This window comes from Xylanibacter ruminicola (assembly GCF_900107775.1).
Taxonomy (GTDB): domain Bacteria; phylum Bacteroidota; class Bacteroidia; order Bacteroidales; family Bacteroidaceae; genus Prevotella; species Prevotella ruminicola_C.
Map to the genome: position 1 here is coordinate 629,263 of NZ_FNRF01000001.1, position 16,400 is coordinate 645,662.

General features: G+C 41.6%; 13 protein-coding genes. 11 read left to right on the plus strand and 2 right to left on the minus strand.

Annotation, left to right across the window (positions count from 1 at the left end; genetic code table 11):
- Positions 1-77: 77 nt before the first annotated feature.
- Complete coding sequence (locus BLU97_RS02330) at positions 78-2,429, minus strand: TonB-dependent receptor (protein WP_074760068.1); 2,352 nt, start codon at positions 2,427-2,429, stop codon at positions 78-80.
- A gap of 49 nt (positions 2,430-2,478) precedes the next feature.
- Positions 2,479-4,854 carry a TonB-dependent receptor domain-containing protein gene (locus BLU97_RS02335; RefSeq protein ID WP_074760069.1) on the minus strand — a complete coding sequence of 792 codons (2,376 nt, stop codon included), beginning with the start codon at positions 4,852-4,854 and terminating at the stop codon, positions 2,479-2,481.
- A 208-nt stretch (positions 4,855-5,062) separates the two neighbouring features.
- Here BLU97_RS02335 and BLU97_RS02340 point away from each other — a divergent pair, with 208 nt between their 5' ends.
- From BLU97_RS02340 to BLU97_RS02390, 11 genes are all read left to right on the plus strand, one after another.
- On the plus strand, positions 5,063-6,073 hold the full coding sequence (locus tag BLU97_RS02340; protein ID WP_074760070.1) for an iron ABC transporter permease: 1,011 nt from the start codon (positions 5,063-5,065) through the stop codon (positions 6,071-6,073).
- Between the two features lie 89 nt (positions 6,074-6,162).
- Positions 6,163-7,869 carry a hypothetical protein gene (locus tag BLU97_RS02345; RefSeq protein ID WP_139208706.1) on the plus strand — a complete coding sequence of 569 codons (1,707 nt, stop codon included), beginning with the start codon at positions 6,163-6,165 and terminating at the stop codon, positions 7,867-7,869.
- 157 nt (positions 7,870-8,026) lie between these two features.
- Positions 8,027-8,404: a hypothetical protein gene (locus BLU97_RS02350; RefSeq protein ID WP_139208708.1), complete on the plus strand. Its 378-nt coding sequence runs from the start codon at positions 8,027-8,029 to the stop codon at positions 8,402-8,404.
- 350 nt (positions 8,405-8,754) lie between these two features.
- On the plus strand, positions 8,755-9,282 hold the full coding sequence (locus BLU97_RS02355; protein ID WP_074760073.1) for a UpxY family transcription antiterminator: 528 nt from the start codon (positions 8,755-8,757) through the stop codon (positions 9,280-9,282).
- 113 nt (positions 9,283-9,395) lie between these two features.
- Positions 9,396-10,622: an ABC transporter permease gene (locus tag BLU97_RS02360; RefSeq protein WP_074760074.1), complete on the plus strand. Its 1,227-nt coding sequence runs from the start codon at positions 9,396-9,398 to the stop codon at positions 10,620-10,622.
- Positions 10,623-10,628: 6 nt separating this feature from the next.
- The gene (locus tag BLU97_RS02365) at positions 10,629-11,708 is read left to right on the plus strand and encodes an efflux RND transporter periplasmic adaptor subunit (RefSeq protein WP_074760075.1); all 1,080 of its coding nucleotides are present in this window, start codon (positions 10,629-10,631) and stop codon (positions 11,706-11,708) included.
- 74 nt (positions 11,709-11,782) lie between these two features.
- The gene (locus BLU97_RS02370) at positions 11,783-11,986 is read left to right on the plus strand and encodes a hypothetical protein (protein WP_139208710.1); all 204 of its coding nucleotides are present in this window, start codon (positions 11,783-11,785) and stop codon (positions 11,984-11,986) included.
- 326 nt (positions 11,987-12,312) lie between these two features.
- Positions 12,313-12,840 (plus strand): hypothetical protein, encoded by a 528-nt coding sequence (locus BLU97_RS02375; RefSeq protein WP_139208712.1) that lies wholly within the window; start codon positions 12,313-12,315, stop codon positions 12,838-12,840.
- Positions 12,837-13,355 (plus strand): TlpA family protein disulfide reductase, encoded by a 519-nt coding sequence (locus BLU97_RS02380; protein ID WP_074760078.1) that lies wholly within the window; start codon positions 12,837-12,839, stop codon positions 13,353-13,355. The genes BLU97_RS02375 and BLU97_RS02380 overlap by 4 nt, the downstream gene beginning before the upstream one ends.
- Positions 13,348-15,519: a peptidase domain-containing ABC transporter gene (locus BLU97_RS02385; RefSeq protein ID WP_074760079.1), complete on the plus strand. Its 2,172-nt coding sequence runs from the start codon at positions 13,348-13,350 to the stop codon at positions 15,517-15,519. The genes BLU97_RS02380 and BLU97_RS02385 overlap by 8 nt, the downstream gene beginning before the upstream one ends.
- Positions 15,519-16,187 (plus strand): ABC transporter ATP-binding protein, encoded by a 669-nt coding sequence (locus BLU97_RS02390; protein WP_074760080.1) that lies wholly within the window; start codon positions 15,519-15,521, stop codon positions 16,185-16,187. The genes BLU97_RS02385 and BLU97_RS02390 overlap by 1 nt, the downstream gene beginning before the upstream one ends.
- Positions 16,188-16,400: the final 213 nt, after the last annotated feature.

The window sequence follows — 16,400 nt, forward strand, 5'->3', positions numbered from 1 at the left end:
TATAAATAACTACATCACACTCCAAATATTAGGGATATTCTGCACATTTTTGTGACGAATGGGACAATTATCATCCACTAAAACTCTACACGATAGGCAATATTGGGGAATGTAAGCGATGTGAACTTATCCACAGTCTCATGAGTACGCAGGTCGAACGTCTGCCCCTGGAACGTCTTCATCTGCAGATACTCGAGGATGAAGTGGTGCGAGGTGTGCTTCTTATTAATAGTGTACTTCACAGAAAAGGCATAGCCAACGTTCATACCCTTCTGCTTGGTAAATGGATCCATACTCTCGTCCTCAGGAATCGACTTATCAGGGCGCATCATCACCTCATCAAAGGTGATACCCTCTGGGATTGGGGTATAGCGATCGCCACCCATCATAGTCAATCGGCCGTTGATGCCGAACACATTCTTTTTGGCCTTTCCTATCATCCACTCCTTACCACCAAGGATATTGGTGATGTAGCGGCGATCGTGGCGCGAGTGGTGCCACTGGCCCTGTGCATCGCGATACTCCGACTTAAACAGGGTGGCAGTAATCATGCCATAGAACCCATCCTTGAGATAACGCTCCAATGTAAAGTCGATACCATAGTTGCGACCTACACCCTCGTTAACCAAAGCACGATCCTGGAAGAACTTGCGATGATTCAGGATAGAATAGGAAGTACCATTCTCTACAGGCACATCGAACAACCACTGCCAGTAGGGCTCAATCTTCAGCATAGCGTTCTCGCCCAAACGCTGAGCGAACGAGGCTGAGATATGATGCGAGCGAGTCAATCCTAAATCCTTATTGGGATTCTTACCGTCCATCAGTACAAAATAGGTGTCGGTAGTTTCCTTGCGGCTGTTCATGGCATAGGCCAGCGAGAGCGTGCTGGATGCCGATGATTTGTACTGCATGCTAATACGAGGCTCAACCAGCCACTGGTTGTTGAGGTTAAACCACATGACGTTGACACCAGCCACAGCCGAAAGCTTACGACTGAGCGCCACCTTATGGTTGGTATAAAGGCGGGTAAGGCCTGTATTGCCCTCAGAATCGTACACACGATAGAGTGGACCACCCGTATAGTGGATGTAATCCATCCAAGTGTGGAAATCTAAGTGCTGGTGTTCAAAGCCATTCTGCATGGTATATCTTGATGAAAATTTGTGTTGGTGCTGGGTGCTGATAATCACATTCCATTGTGAGTTGCGTCCGGCCATTTCTGGCATCATGTTCATTTCGGCATCATAATCGTTAACACCCAATTTACGATAGGCGCCTGTAAATGCCACACTTGAGTGCAGTGTACCACCTGACTTAAAGCGGTAAGTATGGTTTACGCCCAAAGCGCAGTTGCGCTGGCGCGACCACGAATCGTTCATATCCCAAAGTGTTTCCCACTCCGATACATCGGGAACCTTATTCTCATAGCGGTCAATCAGTCCGGTAAACCACACAGCAAAGGTTCCTGCCTTCTTGGTGGGCATATTGAGCTTAAAGCTCAGATCCTGATAGTCGAGCGTTTCATTCTCCATATTGATGGCATGCAGTTTCTTGGCTATCTCGAGGAAACTATAGCGATAGTTTACCAGATACGAGGCCTTTGAGCCCTTTGCCAAAGGACCCTCGGAAGCAAAATCAACACCAAGCGTACCCACCTGGATGGCATGCTCGTACTTGGTATTGTTACCCACGCGCATCTTCATATCAAAGGCACCCGAGAGGGCATTACCATATTCGGCAGGCATGGCGCCAGTGAGGAAATCGCTATTAGCCAGAACGGTACCATTAAGCGAGGTAAACACACCGCCACCAGCCTCAGTTATCTCGGCAAAGTGGTTGGGATTGGCCACCTCAACGCCCTCAACACGCCATTGCAGCATCTGGGGCGAGTTACCATGAATAGAAATACCGTTGGTGGCACCACCTGTGGCCACACCAGCAAACATAGAGGCTGTACGGGCAGGGTCGGCCATTCCGCCTGCATAGCGACTGGCCTCCTCAACGCTGAACATACGAGCACCTACCTGCGCCATCTCGTTTAATGGCTGCTGCTTGTTTACTCGTGGTTTGATAACCACCTCGCCCAGCTCGGAGATGCTCTCACGCATACGCAGATTGAGTACCAACTCTTTACCCGATGTAACCAGCTGCTCCTTAAGCAGTACTGGCTCGTAGCCAATAAAACTGGCTCTGACGGAATGGCGACCCACGGGCACATTCTTGATTTCGAAATTTCCGTCCACATCAGAGACGGTAGCCATAGTACTACCGTTCTCTACTGTGACCGTTACACCAATCATGGGCTCGCCCGACGCAACATCACAAACTTGTCCACGAACAGTCTGGACGGCCTGATTGGCTTGTGCCCCTGCCACTGCAGGGATGAGCAGCATGGCAATAGCTGCACCTAAAAACAATCTTTTCATACAAACTTAAATATGTTCAACTTACAAACCAAAAATGATTAATCACAAATTACATACGTGCCTTCTGCTTTTCGCCAGCACCTTTTCCACGATACTTACTGTGAGCCTCGTTAAACTTCCAAGTCAGGTCGAGCATAAAGGTACGACGAGCTGGGTTGCGAACAGTCAACTCACGCTGGCCAAACAAGGTGGCGTTGGTCTTATTGGTATTAAAGATATCGTTGCAACGAACATCGGCCGTTAGTGTACCCAAACGGCGCAGGTTGAAATCGCGCTGTACGCCAAGGTTAGAACGGAACTGCTGCTTGTGAATGCGAAAGTTATTAGCATCGCCCTTAGGCACATAACTCAATCCGGCATTAACGCGCCAACCCTTTGGCAACGTAATGGTATTATTCCAACCTACCTGACAATATGGGTGATTGAGGGTGATGGTAGAACCATCGGCACGAGGCGCTTTGTAATCCTGGAACTGAACATAGACGTACCAAGTGGGATGCCAACAGCCAATAACCGGACTGGCATAGGGATTCAAGCCCAACTGATTGAAGTCCTCCTCAGTATTGATGGGACGAACCAGGCATACCAGCGGATCATCGGCACCAGGGAAGGGTTCTGACGACATCGTCTCCAAATCCTTAATACGCGAGTAGTTCATACTCATTCCCATCCACTTATAGTTTACGTTCAGCTCAAAGCTGTGAGTGTAAGTGGGGCGGAGATATGGGTTACCACTCTGATAGGCATATCGGTTCAGATAGATGGTAGAGCTTGTTAAACTGCTGTAGGCAGGGCGTTTGATATCGCGACGATAAGAGAGTGCCAGCTGAACCTTACCGATTGGCGCTGAGAGGGTAGCGGTGGGGAACCAGTCGCCATAGTCGCGGCTCTCGTCGTCCATACGCTTACCAAAGTTATAATAGTCGTTCTTCAGATGCTCGTAACGCAAACCAACCTGAGCATACAGCTTTCCGAACTGATGTCCGTACTCGATAAAGGCGGCTTCCGACTTCTCGTTAATCTCTGTATCGGTGGCTGTTACAGGCACAGCCTCAGAGGCGGCAAACGAGTAGGCATCGGTACGATGATTGTAGCTATACTCACCACCGATAGAGAGGTTACCCTTCAGCAAAGGATAGCTGAAGATAAGCTTCGAAGCCCAGAAGTTGTTAGCGCTCTTGGTATTGCTATTGATAGTGCGCTGCGTTTTCTCGCCAGTGGGTGATGTGGCAAACTCGCTGGTATTTCCTGGGGTTTCGGTATCGTCGAAAAGTCCGTCGATATTCAGATCGATCCCCAACTTACCAATCTTACCATTATAATAGGCATTAAAGATGTGTTTCTTAAACTTATCATCTTGGTTAATTTTGCTCTCCGAACGCTCCATAAAGGCACCATTCTGATACTCGTCGGTATTAAAATCGCTGGTCAGGCTACCACTGGGGTGATAGTCGTACTTGTAGAAAGCACCCAAGCTATGGTTCTCGTCAATCATGTAGTTTACCTGAAGCTGTGGCGAGAGACCTTTCCATATCTGTTTGGTTTCCTGCTTGGTATAGCCGGTAACCACATCCTTGCCATTACCATTTGGCACCATATAATACATATCATCCTCCTGCAACGACTTGCTGTGACCATATCTGCCAGCCCAGGACGATGCTGTTAGGTCCAATCCGCCAGTACGATAGTTCACATCGAGGTTATTGGTAAGCGTGTGCCCATACTGGAACATGCCACCTGCATTTTCCTGGAAACTGATACCCTCGCCCTGCGCTTTCTTCAGCGTAATGCGAACCACAGCCTTGGTTGATGCGGCATAGCGGGCTCCTGGATTCTGAACCACATCGACATGCAGCACCTGATCGGAACGCAAGCGCGACAGTTCAGAGATATCCTGCACCTTACGACCATTGATATACACCTCGGCATCGCCACGCCCCAGCACTTTTACTGCACCATTGCGCTCGGCTTCGAGCGAAGGAATCTTAGCCAAAGCATCGCTCACGGTTCCAGCCTTCTCAAGGATGGTTCCAGCCACAGTAGTACGCATGGCATCGCCCTTGACATGAGTTTTAGGCAACTGACCTTTTACAACCACCTCTTTCAACAGCTGGGTATCCTCCTTCATCTGGATGGTAAGATCCTGACCGGCCTTAATATATAAGGTTTGATAGCCCACGCTGGTAACCTTAAACAAACCTTCGTTCACATCGGTTACAATCTTAAACACGCCCTGTTCGTTGGTCATTGCACCCTGTACAAAAGCCGAATCGGGCAGCGACAGCAGTACGACATTTACAAATGGCATGGGTTCGCCATTCTCATCTATCACGCGTCCGCCCCAGTCCTGTGTCTTGGCGGAACTTGTCAGCGCCATCATCATTGCGGCCATCAGGGCCATCAGTCTAAAACTTAACTTTTTCATACTTTCATCAATTTAATTTTTCAACTCGAGCTCTGTCGTTTTGACGTTGCAAAAGTAGATATAGTTGCAACACACTCCAAATTATTGGGATATTCGGTACATTTTAGTGACGAATGGTGTGATAAACGGTAAATTTGTGACGAATGGCACAGAAAATTGATAATTCATAATTCATAATTCATAATTATTTTGTATTTTTGCCCACTGTATGAACAAAGGTTCTGTTTATTGCTTAGGATTGGGATTAGTGGTCATGGTACTCTTTACGCTCAATCTGCTGTTGGGATCGGTATCGATTCCTGCAGGCGATGTAGTAAGCATACTTTTGGGCGATGAAACCGCCAAAGCCTCGTGGCAGTTCATCATTCTGGAGTCGCGACTGCCACAAGCCATCACAGCCACCCTTTGTGGTGCTGCATTGGCTGTAAGCGGACTGATGCTACAAACGGCTTTCCGCAACCCGCTGGCTGGTCCTAGTGTGTTTGGTGTAAACAGCGGTGCCGGACTAGGTGTGGCATTGGTGATGCTGTTTTTAGGTGGCGGACTATCCGTTGGTTCGGTCAGCATCACAGGTTTTGCCGCCATCCTGCTGGCCGCCTTTGTGGGTGCCATGACGGTAATGACCATCATCTTTTTCTTCTCAACCTTGGTTCGAAATAGTGTGATGCTATTAATCATAGGTATCATGATTGGCTACATCAGCAACTCGGCCATATCGCTGCTTAACTTTTTTGCAACCGACGAGGGCGTAAAATCGTATATGGTATGGGGTATGGGCTCGTTTGGTGGCGTGTCGATGGCCAACATGCCTGTGTTTGCGATTGTAACGCTGGCAGGCCTTTTAGGCGCTTTACTACTGATAAAACCGCTGAATGCCTTGATGCTGGGCGACAGATATGCCGAGAACTTAGGCGTAAACATTCTGCGTGTTCGCAACTGGTTGCTGATAGTAACCGGTCTGCTAACCGCTATCACCACTGCCTTCTGCGGTCCTGTAGCCTTTATCGGACTGGCTGTCCCCCACATAGCCCGCCTATTGCTCACCACCGACAACCACCGACAACTGCTACCCGCCACCCTACTATGCGGTTCGGTAGTAGCCTTGGTATGTAATCTTATCTGCTATCTGCCAGGCGAGAGTGGTGTCATCCCCCTAAACGCCGTCACCCCCCTCATCGGCGCCCCCGTTATCATCTACGTCATCGCCCGTAAGCGGTGAATAATTTATCAAAACTAAACATGAAGAAAATTACTTATATAAACATCTTTTTCATTCTTATTACGTTCTTAGCCTGCAATGGACGAAAAATGACTGCACAATTAGACGCCATCAGCCAGATGGCGAATAATCAACCAGATTCGGCGCTTACGCTGTTAAATAAGTTAGAGCCACAAAAGGCCGATTGGAGCAAGGGCGATAGAATGTACTACGAACTTATTAAGCTCAAGACCGAGAACAAATTGTTTGTTACGTTTACAACAGATACGATTATTAACCAGGTAGTTGATTACTTTAAAGATCACGGCACCGCCAATGAGCGGATGCTGGCCTATTACTTGCAGGGCAGAGTGTATGCCGATATGGGCGAAGCACCACAAGCCCTCCAAGCCTACTATGATGCTATAGAAAGTGCCGACACCACCAGCGTAGATTGCGACTATCAGGTGTTAATACCTGTATATGGTCAAATGTCTATTCTGTTCCATCAGCAGAACCTTCCACACGATGAGATTTGGGCGCTTCAGCACTACCTAAATTATACACGCCGCATTGATGGCGAAAAAGAATATTTGAAAGAAAGACGCCATATGATTAGCCCTTACTACACGTTGGGTAAAAAAGATACTGTTTTGCAAATTATCGATGATACCTACAAGGTCCTAAAACAATTAGGTGAAACACAAGAAGCTACTGATGCATTGGTAACATCCATATATATATATATTGAAGGTGGACAGATTGAGAAGGCTCGTAAAACCATAGAAATATATGAGAAGGAGTCAGGCTATTTTGATAAAAATGGCAATATTGCCAATGGGCACGAACATTATTATATCACAAAGGGGTTCTATCATTTAGCAACCAACAATGCAGATTCTGCCGAATACTATTTCCGGAAGGCCATGAAATACGGTTATGCTTCAGATGCTTACAAAGGGCTTTTGGCAGTTTATCAGAAAAGAAATAATATTGATTCGGTTTTGCATTATTCCATTCTAAACGAAAAGGCTTTGGATTCTTTGCATAATCACATGGAAATAGATGCTATACAGCAGATGTCTGCGCTTTACAATTATAGCCGTAATCAGAAGATTGCCGAACAAGAAAAGGATAATGCTCAAAAAACGATGGCATTTCTTAACCGCATCATTCTTGTAACAATTTTCTTATTCTTTGCTATTATCGGTGTATGCTGGTTATATCGAAAGAACAAAAAAGAAAAACTAATCAAAATTGCAGAATTGGAAAATGCACTCAAAAATGCAAAAGACCAAAGAACGCTGGTTCAGGAAGAACTAAGAAAACTGAAGGCCAAAGACTATATCAGTATTATTGCCGAGAAAGAAAAACAAGAAGCTGAGTTAACTAAACAAATAGAACAGCTTCAAGCAGAAAACAATCAATATAAGAATAATGCAGATCATCATCAAAAGGATGACCTCAATAGTTTCCTAAATTGTGATATGGCCAGACTGTTCGTGCGTAAAGCAAATGGGCAGACAGAGAGATTAATTCCTAACGAAGCAGAATGGAGACTATTGATGTCGCGATTTGCAAAATATATGCCACATACTTTTCAATTCTTTAGTGGAAATAAACCATTGTCTCAACTAGAGTCGCGTATCTGTCTCCTACTTATTCTTGGAATTCCCGAGAAGATTATTGCTATTATGACAGACTCTGCCCCTTCTACAGTTTCAAATGCGAAGTCGCGTGCAAACGAAAAGTTGTTTGGTAAAAAACAGGCCCACTCGCTCAAAAACAGCTTGATTCACACGATTGAATGTACATGATGAATTTTGACGAACTATTTTTGTAATAGCCTGTAATACAATAAATTCCAAAAGCAAAAACCTTTGTTTGACGAATTATAACGAATAATTATTGCGAAGAATCTTTGGAGCAACAATCCGCTTTATTTACCTTTGCACCATAAAAATGATTATAATAATGAAAAAATTACTTTTTAGTCTTATTTTAGTTTTGGCATCATCCTTTTCTGGTGTAATTGCTCAAATTACCAGTGAGTGTTTCGGTGAAGAAATTGCTCTTCAAGCCAGTATTATTGACCCAACAAAGGGAAAAGGGCCTATAAAGAGAAGTCCCGTTCGTGTTCCTTCTATTGGTATTGATGATCATACTCTTCATTTTATCACATCATGTGATGGTTGCACGCTACTTATATTTAACGAGGATGGCGATATGATTATTGACATGATAATACCTGATAATTCATCAACCATAAACCTACCTAGCTATCTTACAGGTGAATATGAAATACAAATAATAAGAGGAAATTATCGTTTTTACGGATATATAGATCTCTAGAAGATTACAGACAAATCAAATATTCAAAATAATGCCCAACTAAAAATTGGGCGACTAAAAAAATGCCCCAGGATTAGGGAACAATCGAGTTCTTTGATCTCGTTGAATCTTGTCTTATCGAACAGGTTGGCCAGGTGAGTTCTGCCCGTAAGTGATGGGCAGTGGAATTCAAAAACCGTCGACTTTCAAAATTACTCGTAGAAGACTGTAATTCAATTATCTCAAAGACCGATTAGTCCACTTTAACGGGACAGTAATGATAATAAACATTTGATGTTAGTTTCAAATGGACAAATAAAACTGGTAGAGGCTCGCAAGATGTGCAAGCCACGCCGAAGGCATATTATAAAATGATACGTAATTGGTATATTGCAATTGTTAGGAATAACACAGAAATGTCATCAAGCAACAAACTCCAAAGTCTTGGCTATGAGGTATTTCTGCCAACCCAAAAGGAAATTAGTTTCTGGAAAGACGGACGTAAAATCGAACATAGTCGCATTCTACTTCCAGGCATAATTTTTATTCATATAACAGAAAAACAACGTATGGAAGTTTTAGCCTTACCAAATATAAAAAGGTTCATGGTGGATAGAGCTGGTAATACTAATGCTTATAATCGTCAGCCCATAGCAGTTGTCCCGAGCGAACAAATAGAACGCCTGAGATTTATGCTGGGAGATGAAAAGTCAACAGTCAACATAGAACCTCTTAATTTGAAAACAGGTGATAAGGTTCGGGTCATACGCGGCAACCTTAGGGGGTTAGAAGGAAATGTATATCAAGAACCAAGCGGGAACTCGTATATTGTGATAAGACTTGATAATCTCTGTTGTGCAAGCGCGAAAGTGTCATTAAAAGACGTAACCTTAATATAATTAGAATCTTCATAATTGAACTGTGCAAAAAAAACATTCATTTTTATGGAACCCGATTACATAATCAACATAGTAATAGAACTCACAAAAATGAAGATTAGAAAATTTAGGAAATGAACAGCGATTTTTGGATTGAAATATACGAAGACATGATGAGAAAGCCGTCAAGGACTATCTTGACGTGTATCGGAATTGCTTGGGGTATTTTTATTCTTGTTGTTTTGGTTGGCATAGGTACTGGGTTTCAAAAAGGTGTTATGAATGTATTCAACGGATTTGCAAAAAATACAACCTATGTCTATGCAGGGAAGACATCAAAAAATTATAAAAACACAGGTACAGATAAACCTATAACTTTCAAAATGGAGGATATAGATATGCTACGTAATTCAGTAGATGAAATTGAATTCCTCTCGCCCGAAGTTGGTGGTATCGCCAATATCTTTTCGGGAACAAAAGTTGGACAATATCAAGTTAAGGGCGTCAATGACGAATATTTCGCGATAAAAAATCTTAATGTTGAAATGGGACGCACTCTTAATAGTATCGATTCGGAGAACAATAAGCGAGTGGTGGTTATTGGTAAAAATGTAGCAGACGTCCTTTTCAAGGGAGAACAACCATTGGGTAAGTATCTAAGGATTGAACTAGAGAACTACAAAGTTGTGGGGATTGTAAATAACACTTTGCAAAATCCCTATGAGGAACAACTGATCTACGTTCCATATAGTGCATACGTACAGGTAAATCCTTCCGCAAGGGACTTTACCACAATGCTTTATTCATTTTACAATGGTGCTGATGTCAGAAAGTCGAACGATAGAGTTAAATGTTTTCTCGCCCGCAAACACGAGTTCGCGCCAGACGATGAAGATGCCTTGTATTTCAATAGTATGGAGGAGCAGATGGATGCCTTCAATCAATTGTTTGCATCCATTCAAAAATTCCTATGGTTTATGGGCTTCAGCACCTTATTGAGTGGCATTATTGGAGCAGGAAACATTATGTACACAACTGCACGAGAGCGTACTCGAGAGATTGGTATTCGAAAGGCTATTGGAGCAAGTGTATCCTCTATCAAACAGATGTTTTTGTTGGAAGCCATTTCTTTGACGACTGTTTCCGGCCTCATTGGAATGATAATGGGAGAAGGCGTTTTAGTTCTGATAGGAAAAGTATTTATAGATGACAATTCCCTTATAGAGAAACCTACTGTTGATTTGCCAACAGGCATTGCTGCAATCATAATCTTGGTGATTTCTGGAACAATAATAGGGTTGCGTCCTGCTGTATATGCTTCAAAACTAAACGCCATTGATGCGCTGAGAGAAGAAAATTAACTGGTTATGAAAATTATAAGAGTATTAGTTGTGATAGCATTCATATCTGTTGTGTGTTTTGTTATCTATGTTTCTTCAACAAAAACTGTTGACTATAATCATGTAATAAAACCTGAATATCGAGACATTGAAGAACGACTCCCTCTTTCTGGGATAGCACAACCAGTCAAGGAGTTTGACATAAAGTCTACCATTTCAGGTGTTATGGAGGAATTATACGTTGAAGTTGGAGATTATGTGAAATATGGTGATGCAATCGCCAAGGTTAGAATGGTAAAGAACCCGGAAGAATATCAGGATTTGACAAGACGTCTGGAGGTTGCGAAAATGAAGATGGATGACACTCAAAGCAAGTTTAACAGGACTAAACAATTGTATGAAAGCAAGTTGATTAGCGATGAGGAATATGAAACGGCAAAGACGGATTTGATGATTTTGAGGGCTGAATTTCAGTCGGTGTTGGCTGAAATGAACATGCTGAAAGGACGATATCAGTCTGCCGGTATTTCTAACGTTATCAGGGCGACAAACCAAGGTACCGTGCTTAGTCTGCCAGTTAAGGAGGGCGGATCAATCATGGCAAGAGGTTCTTTTAGTGAGGGATCGACAGTTGCAAAGGTAGCCGAGTTGTCTGCTTTGATTTTTATGGCTAATGTGATAGAGTCTGATGCCGTCAAACTACGCACGGGTATGCAAATAGATTATAAGGCTGTGGCCGATAGTGTAGTCCATTTTAGTGGTAGGATATTATCGATTGCACCTGTGGGCGTTGTTGAGAATGGAATCACTCGTTTTGAGGTAAAAGCCTCGATGAACGTGCCGGATAAGTACAAAGATTTTATCAAGGCAGGATGTACTATAAATGCGACAACGCTATTAAGATCGAGAAAGCACGTTTTGGCTCTAGAGGAACGTTTCTTTCAGTTTAACTACGATTCTGTTTACGTTGAAGTGAAAGACAAAGCGGGGAAATACCAAAAAAGGCAACTAAAAACTGGCATCAGTGATGGAATGTATACGGAAATTCTTTCAGGATTAAGCCCGAAAGATGAGATAAAACCAGTTACCGCATCCAAAAATAAATAGCGCTATACTTTTTAATAACAGGTGGATTCCGAAAAACCTTAACAGAGTAGGAGTAATTAAAAACTTTAACAAAAATGAAAACATTAGATTTTGAAGTGATGTCTTCTGTAGAAGGCGGAAAGAATTGCAAAGCTATTAGTGCTGCAGGTCTTGGTATGACAATTGCTTCTATTGCTGGAGGTCTGGCATTATCTGCCGTAGGCGCACCAGCTGTTGCTGCTGTTCTTATCTTTGGCCCAAGTGAAATTGCATTGGGTGTTGCAAGTGTTTTGTGTTAAACTGTAGGTATGTCAAGGACTTTCTGTTTATAAATTTCCCTAAATGAGATATATAAAGAGGCGTCCTTGACATACTATTTTACTAAATTACTATATAAAACAGACTCTTTTGGTTTTATAATCATAAATGTAATTAGTAGCATTGTTTTTATATTTGTATTTCTAAAATATTAGAACCTTAATTTATTAAGTTCTTTATACTCTTTCATCCAATGAAGTCTACAATCAAATATCTTTCTATAAACAAACTCCATTTCCTATTATTCATATTCATCATTGTCTTGATAATAGCTTTTATACAACAAGAATATATTATGCCGCTACGGATGGAACAAATGGATTTACCTGAAACGTTAAGGTTTGAAATTATAAAACAAAACGCGAAATTCAGTTGGGTAGCCTACTTGATGTCTATAACGATTGTGCTTATACGAATTTCATATACAGCGGGCTGTCTTTATCTTGGTGGAGTCATGTATACTGGGTATGAGGAATTGACTTTCAATAAGGCATTCAATGTTGCTTTAAAAGTTGATTTGCTGCTAGTATTATATTCCTTGATGACAATCCTTTTAATTCTTCATTTTGGTTTGAACGATGCGCAAGATATTTTGATTAAAACATCCTTGGCAGGTTTAGTGAATGCTAAATTAGTGGAACCATGGTTGCTGATGGTATTGGGGGCATTCAATATCTTCGAATTGGCATACTGGTTTATGCTGGCATTATTAATCAGTGCTGTTATTAATAAAAAATATTCAGAATCGTTCAGTTTTGTCTTATCGACCTATGGTCTTGGCTTTTTGCTTTATCTTTTGATGATAGTATTTGTTACTTTATATGTTACTAAATGATGAAACGAATCATTATTATTTCCATTGTTACATTATTCTTACTGTTGATAGTTGGTATTATATTTTTGTCAACAAAAAGCAACAATAAGTCCGTCACGAGTTTTAGTTTTCCAACCGCTGAGGTTATGGACCTTAGTGGAAAAATCGCAAGATTGGAAAAATCGCAAGATAAACTTCCAACCTTCCTGTTATATTTTAATACAGAATGTGAGATTTGCGAATCTGTTATTACCGATATGCTTATGAAACGGCAAGAGTTCGATAAATACAGGCTGATTTTCGTTTCTATAGAAGAAATTGAAGAACTCGAACAATTTCTTAAGAAACGTCCTATTGATACATTTAAACATAGCGAGATATATACCGATTATAAGATGAATCTATCTGGCGAACTGCAAATAAAATCACCGCCGACATATTTTATATTTGATGGCAAGGGTCAGCTTATACGATGGTCCACAGGTGTTATAAGTGCAACAAGCATATTAAAAGAATTACAACAGGAAGATGATTGACAAGAAGAATATTGAAAGGACTAGTGTGAAGCAGGTGGATGAAACAGACTGCGGCGTTTGTTGCCTGTTGTCTTTACTACGTTATTATGGGGGAGACAACACCATAGAGAGCATTAGAAGGGTAAGTGGTACAAGCCGCACCGGAACGACTTTATTAGGCCTATATCAAGCGGCCAACGAAATCGGTTTCCAAGCCAAAGGTTGTGAATCTACTATAGAAGGCCTCATTGAGTATGCAAAGCCTGTTATTTTGCATTGTCTTATAGATAATAACTTAGAACATTTCATTGTATGTTATGGATATGATGGTACAGCTTTCGTAACATTCGACCCTTCGAAAGGTATAACCCTATATTCGCCTGATGAGTTGTCAAAGATCTGGGCATCTCATTATTGTCTCACAGCAGAGCCAACCAGTCGAATCGAGAAGAAAAAAGATATTGGCGAAAGAAAAAAAGTTTGGCTTTTGAGTCTTATCAAGGAAGATTATGGTATCCTTGGAGTAAGCATCGCCTTGGGTATCATCATAGCTCTGTTAGGAATGACAACTGCCGTGTTCTCCCAAAAAATGATAGATGAACTTATTCCTAACAAGGAATACACAAAACTATGGATGGGCATTGTTCTCTTGTTCTTGTTGCTTGCTGCACGAATTGGACTTTCGGGAATTAGGAGCTTTCTTCTTTATCGACAGAGTAGGGATTTCAACAATCGCATCATTGGATACTTTTATAACCGTTTGCTCTCGCTGCCAAGAGCATTCTTTGATACACGCAAGACAGGGGAAATGGTTGCCCGACTAAATGACACGCAGCGTATTCAAAACGTTATTACAAATATTGCAGGTGATGTTATCATCAATATGCTTTCTGCATTGGTAACATTAATATTTCTGTTCTTCTACAATTGGCAGATAGGTCTCATTCTTACTATAAGTACACCTTTTTTCTTTTGGTTTGTCTATCGTTATAACAAACCAATCATTGATTCCCAAAGAAATGTAATGGTGAGTTACGCACAAAGCGAAAGTAACTTCATTAACACCATACAAGGAGTCGAAACTATCCGTAGCCTTAACAGGCAAGACAGATTTGCAGATATAAATAAAGCGATATACGGTCGATTCCAAGACAATCAATTTGCATTAGGGAAATTGAATGTTAAACTGACTATCATCGCAGGAATTATTAGCGTTATCGCTCTTGTATCCATGATTGCCTTAGGATGCCATTTGATTTTTTCCAATGTGATGAAACTTGGAGAATTGATGGCTGTTATATCATTAGTCAGCACAATTGTTCCTGGATTGGTCGCCTTGGCACTTGTCGCCATTCCTTTGAATGAAGCAAAAGTAGCTTTCAATCGTATGTTTGAATTTGTCAACACTCCTTCAGAATCTCTTGAAGGTGAGATTTCCCCAGATTCGATTGATACTATTTCCGTACACGACATAGATTTCAGGTTTCCTGGTAGGAAACAACTCCTGAGAAAAGTTTCGATGGATTTCAATTGTGGTGAAATGAGTTTTATCATAGGCGAGAGCGGATGCGGAAAAACAACTTTATGCCATATTCTGGAAAGAACATATTCGCCCGAATCAGGGAGTATCTATATAAATGGTAACTACAATATCTCTACAATAGCACTGAAGGATTGGCGAAAGCATGTCGGCGTGATGCCACAAGAAGTTTTTATTTTTAATGGTACAGTCTTAGACAACATTTTGCTTGGCATAGACGTGCAACAAGACAATATGGAAGAGGTTGCCCATAAAATATCAAGTTGGGGATTTGACCAGTATATTGGCATGTTACCCCAAGGGTATATGACTATTGTAGGGGAAGAAGGGGTAAACCTTTCAGGCGGACAGAAGCAGATGATAGCACTAATCAGACTCTTTTTGAGTAATCCGGACGTAATGATTTTGGATGAACCGACATCTGCAATGGACAGGGAAATGGAGAAATTTACACTTGAACTATTGCAAACGATCAAGAAAGATAAAATAATCATTTTTGTTTCGCATCGGTTGCATATTCTAAAGCATTATGCAGATCGTATTAGTTTAATAGAAGAAGGGAAAGTCGTGGCTTCGGGTAGTCATGCTGATCTGATGATAGGCAAAAATATGTATAGTTCATACTGGAATGAGTTTTGGGGATAATGATTATTGATATCAAAAATTTAAATAAGAGTTATAAAAACGGAAGCGTTTTGCATGTATTGAAGGGGGTGAATCTTTCAATAGAAAAAGGTGAGATGGTCGCTTTAATGGGGGCATCGGGCTCTGGTAAAAGTACATTGCTGAATATCATAGGTCTTCTGGACACATTCGATAGTGGAACTTACGAATTGGATGGGCTTCCTATGCACCATCTTGAAGATCAACAAGCAGCTATTATAAGAAATCAGAAAATCGGATTTGTATTTCAGTCCTTTAATCTTATTTCTTACAAGACCACCCTTGAAAATGTTGCTCTGCCCTTATTATATAAAGGGATACCTAGAAAGAAACGTTTCGACATGGCTTACGAGTATTTGGATATGGTTGGATTATCTGAATGGTCATCGCATTTTCCAACCGAGCTATCAGGCGGACAGCGGCAACGAGTCGCAATTGCAAGGGCTTTAATCACACATCCAGACGTAATATTGGCAGATGAGCCTACAGGAGCACTTGATAGTAAAATGACACAAGATATAATGCAACTAATGAAAAAGATAAACAGAGAGGGAATAACCATGCTAATCGTTACGCACGAGCAATCTGTTGCGAGTTTCGCTGACAGAGTAGTTAAAATGAGAGATGGCGAATTGATGTACAGTCTTTGATGCATTTTTATATTGATATTAAAATCATCTAGCGCTATCGTCGAGCATCAGGTATCAGATACTGATGTAAGGATACTAAGAAGCAATAAATATCTTAGAAAAGTAGCGAGTATTAGGAAAATCTTCGTAACTTTGCAGCGCACAGGAAGAAGTCTTGCACAAATTGTGCGTTTTCTACCAAGCTGGGAGGAATAACAGTAGATATTGTCTTAT

Coding starts and splice junctions, on each gene's coding strand:
- BLU97_RS02330 (WP_074760068.1), bottom strand. CDS start 2,429: ATGAAAAGATTGTTTTTAGGTGCAGCTATTGCCATGCTGCTCATCCCT.
- BLU97_RS02335 (WP_074760069.1), bottom strand. CDS start 4,854: ATGAAAAAGTTAAGTTTTAGACTGATGGCCCTGATGGCCGCAATGATG.
- BLU97_RS02340 (WP_074760070.1), top strand. CDS start 5,063: ATGAACAAAGGTTCTGTTTATTGCTTAGGATTGGGATTAGTGGTCATG.
- BLU97_RS02345 (WP_139208706.1), top strand. CDS start 6,163: ATGACTGCACAATTAGACGCCATCAGCCAGATGGCGAATAATCAACCA.
- BLU97_RS02350 (WP_139208708.1), top strand. CDS start 8,027: ATGAAAAAATTACTTTTTAGTCTTATTTTAGTTTTGGCATCATCCTTT.
- BLU97_RS02355 (WP_074760073.1), top strand. CDS start 8,755: ATGATACGTAATTGGTATATTGCAATTGTTAGGAATAACACAGAAATG.
- BLU97_RS02360 (WP_074760074.1), top strand. CDS start 9,396: ATGAACAGCGATTTTTGGATTGAAATATACGAAGACATGATGAGAAAG.
- BLU97_RS02365 (WP_074760075.1), top strand. CDS start 10,629: ATGAAAATTATAAGAGTATTAGTTGTGATAGCATTCATATCTGTTGTG.
- BLU97_RS02370 (WP_139208710.1), top strand. CDS start 11,783: ATGAAAACATTAGATTTTGAAGTGATGTCTTCTGTAGAAGGCGGAAAG.
- BLU97_RS02375 (WP_139208712.1), top strand. CDS start 12,313: ATGGAACAAATGGATTTACCTGAAACGTTAAGGTTTGAAATTATAAAA.
- BLU97_RS02380 (WP_074760078.1), top strand. CDS start 12,837: ATGATGAAACGAATCATTATTATTTCCATTGTTACATTATTCTTACTG.
- BLU97_RS02385 (WP_074760079.1), top strand. CDS start 13,348: ATGATTGACAAGAAGAATATTGAAAGGACTAGTGTGAAGCAGGTGGAT.
- BLU97_RS02390 (WP_074760080.1), top strand. CDS start 15,519: ATGATTATTGATATCAAAAATTTAAATAAGAGTTATAAAAACGGAAGC.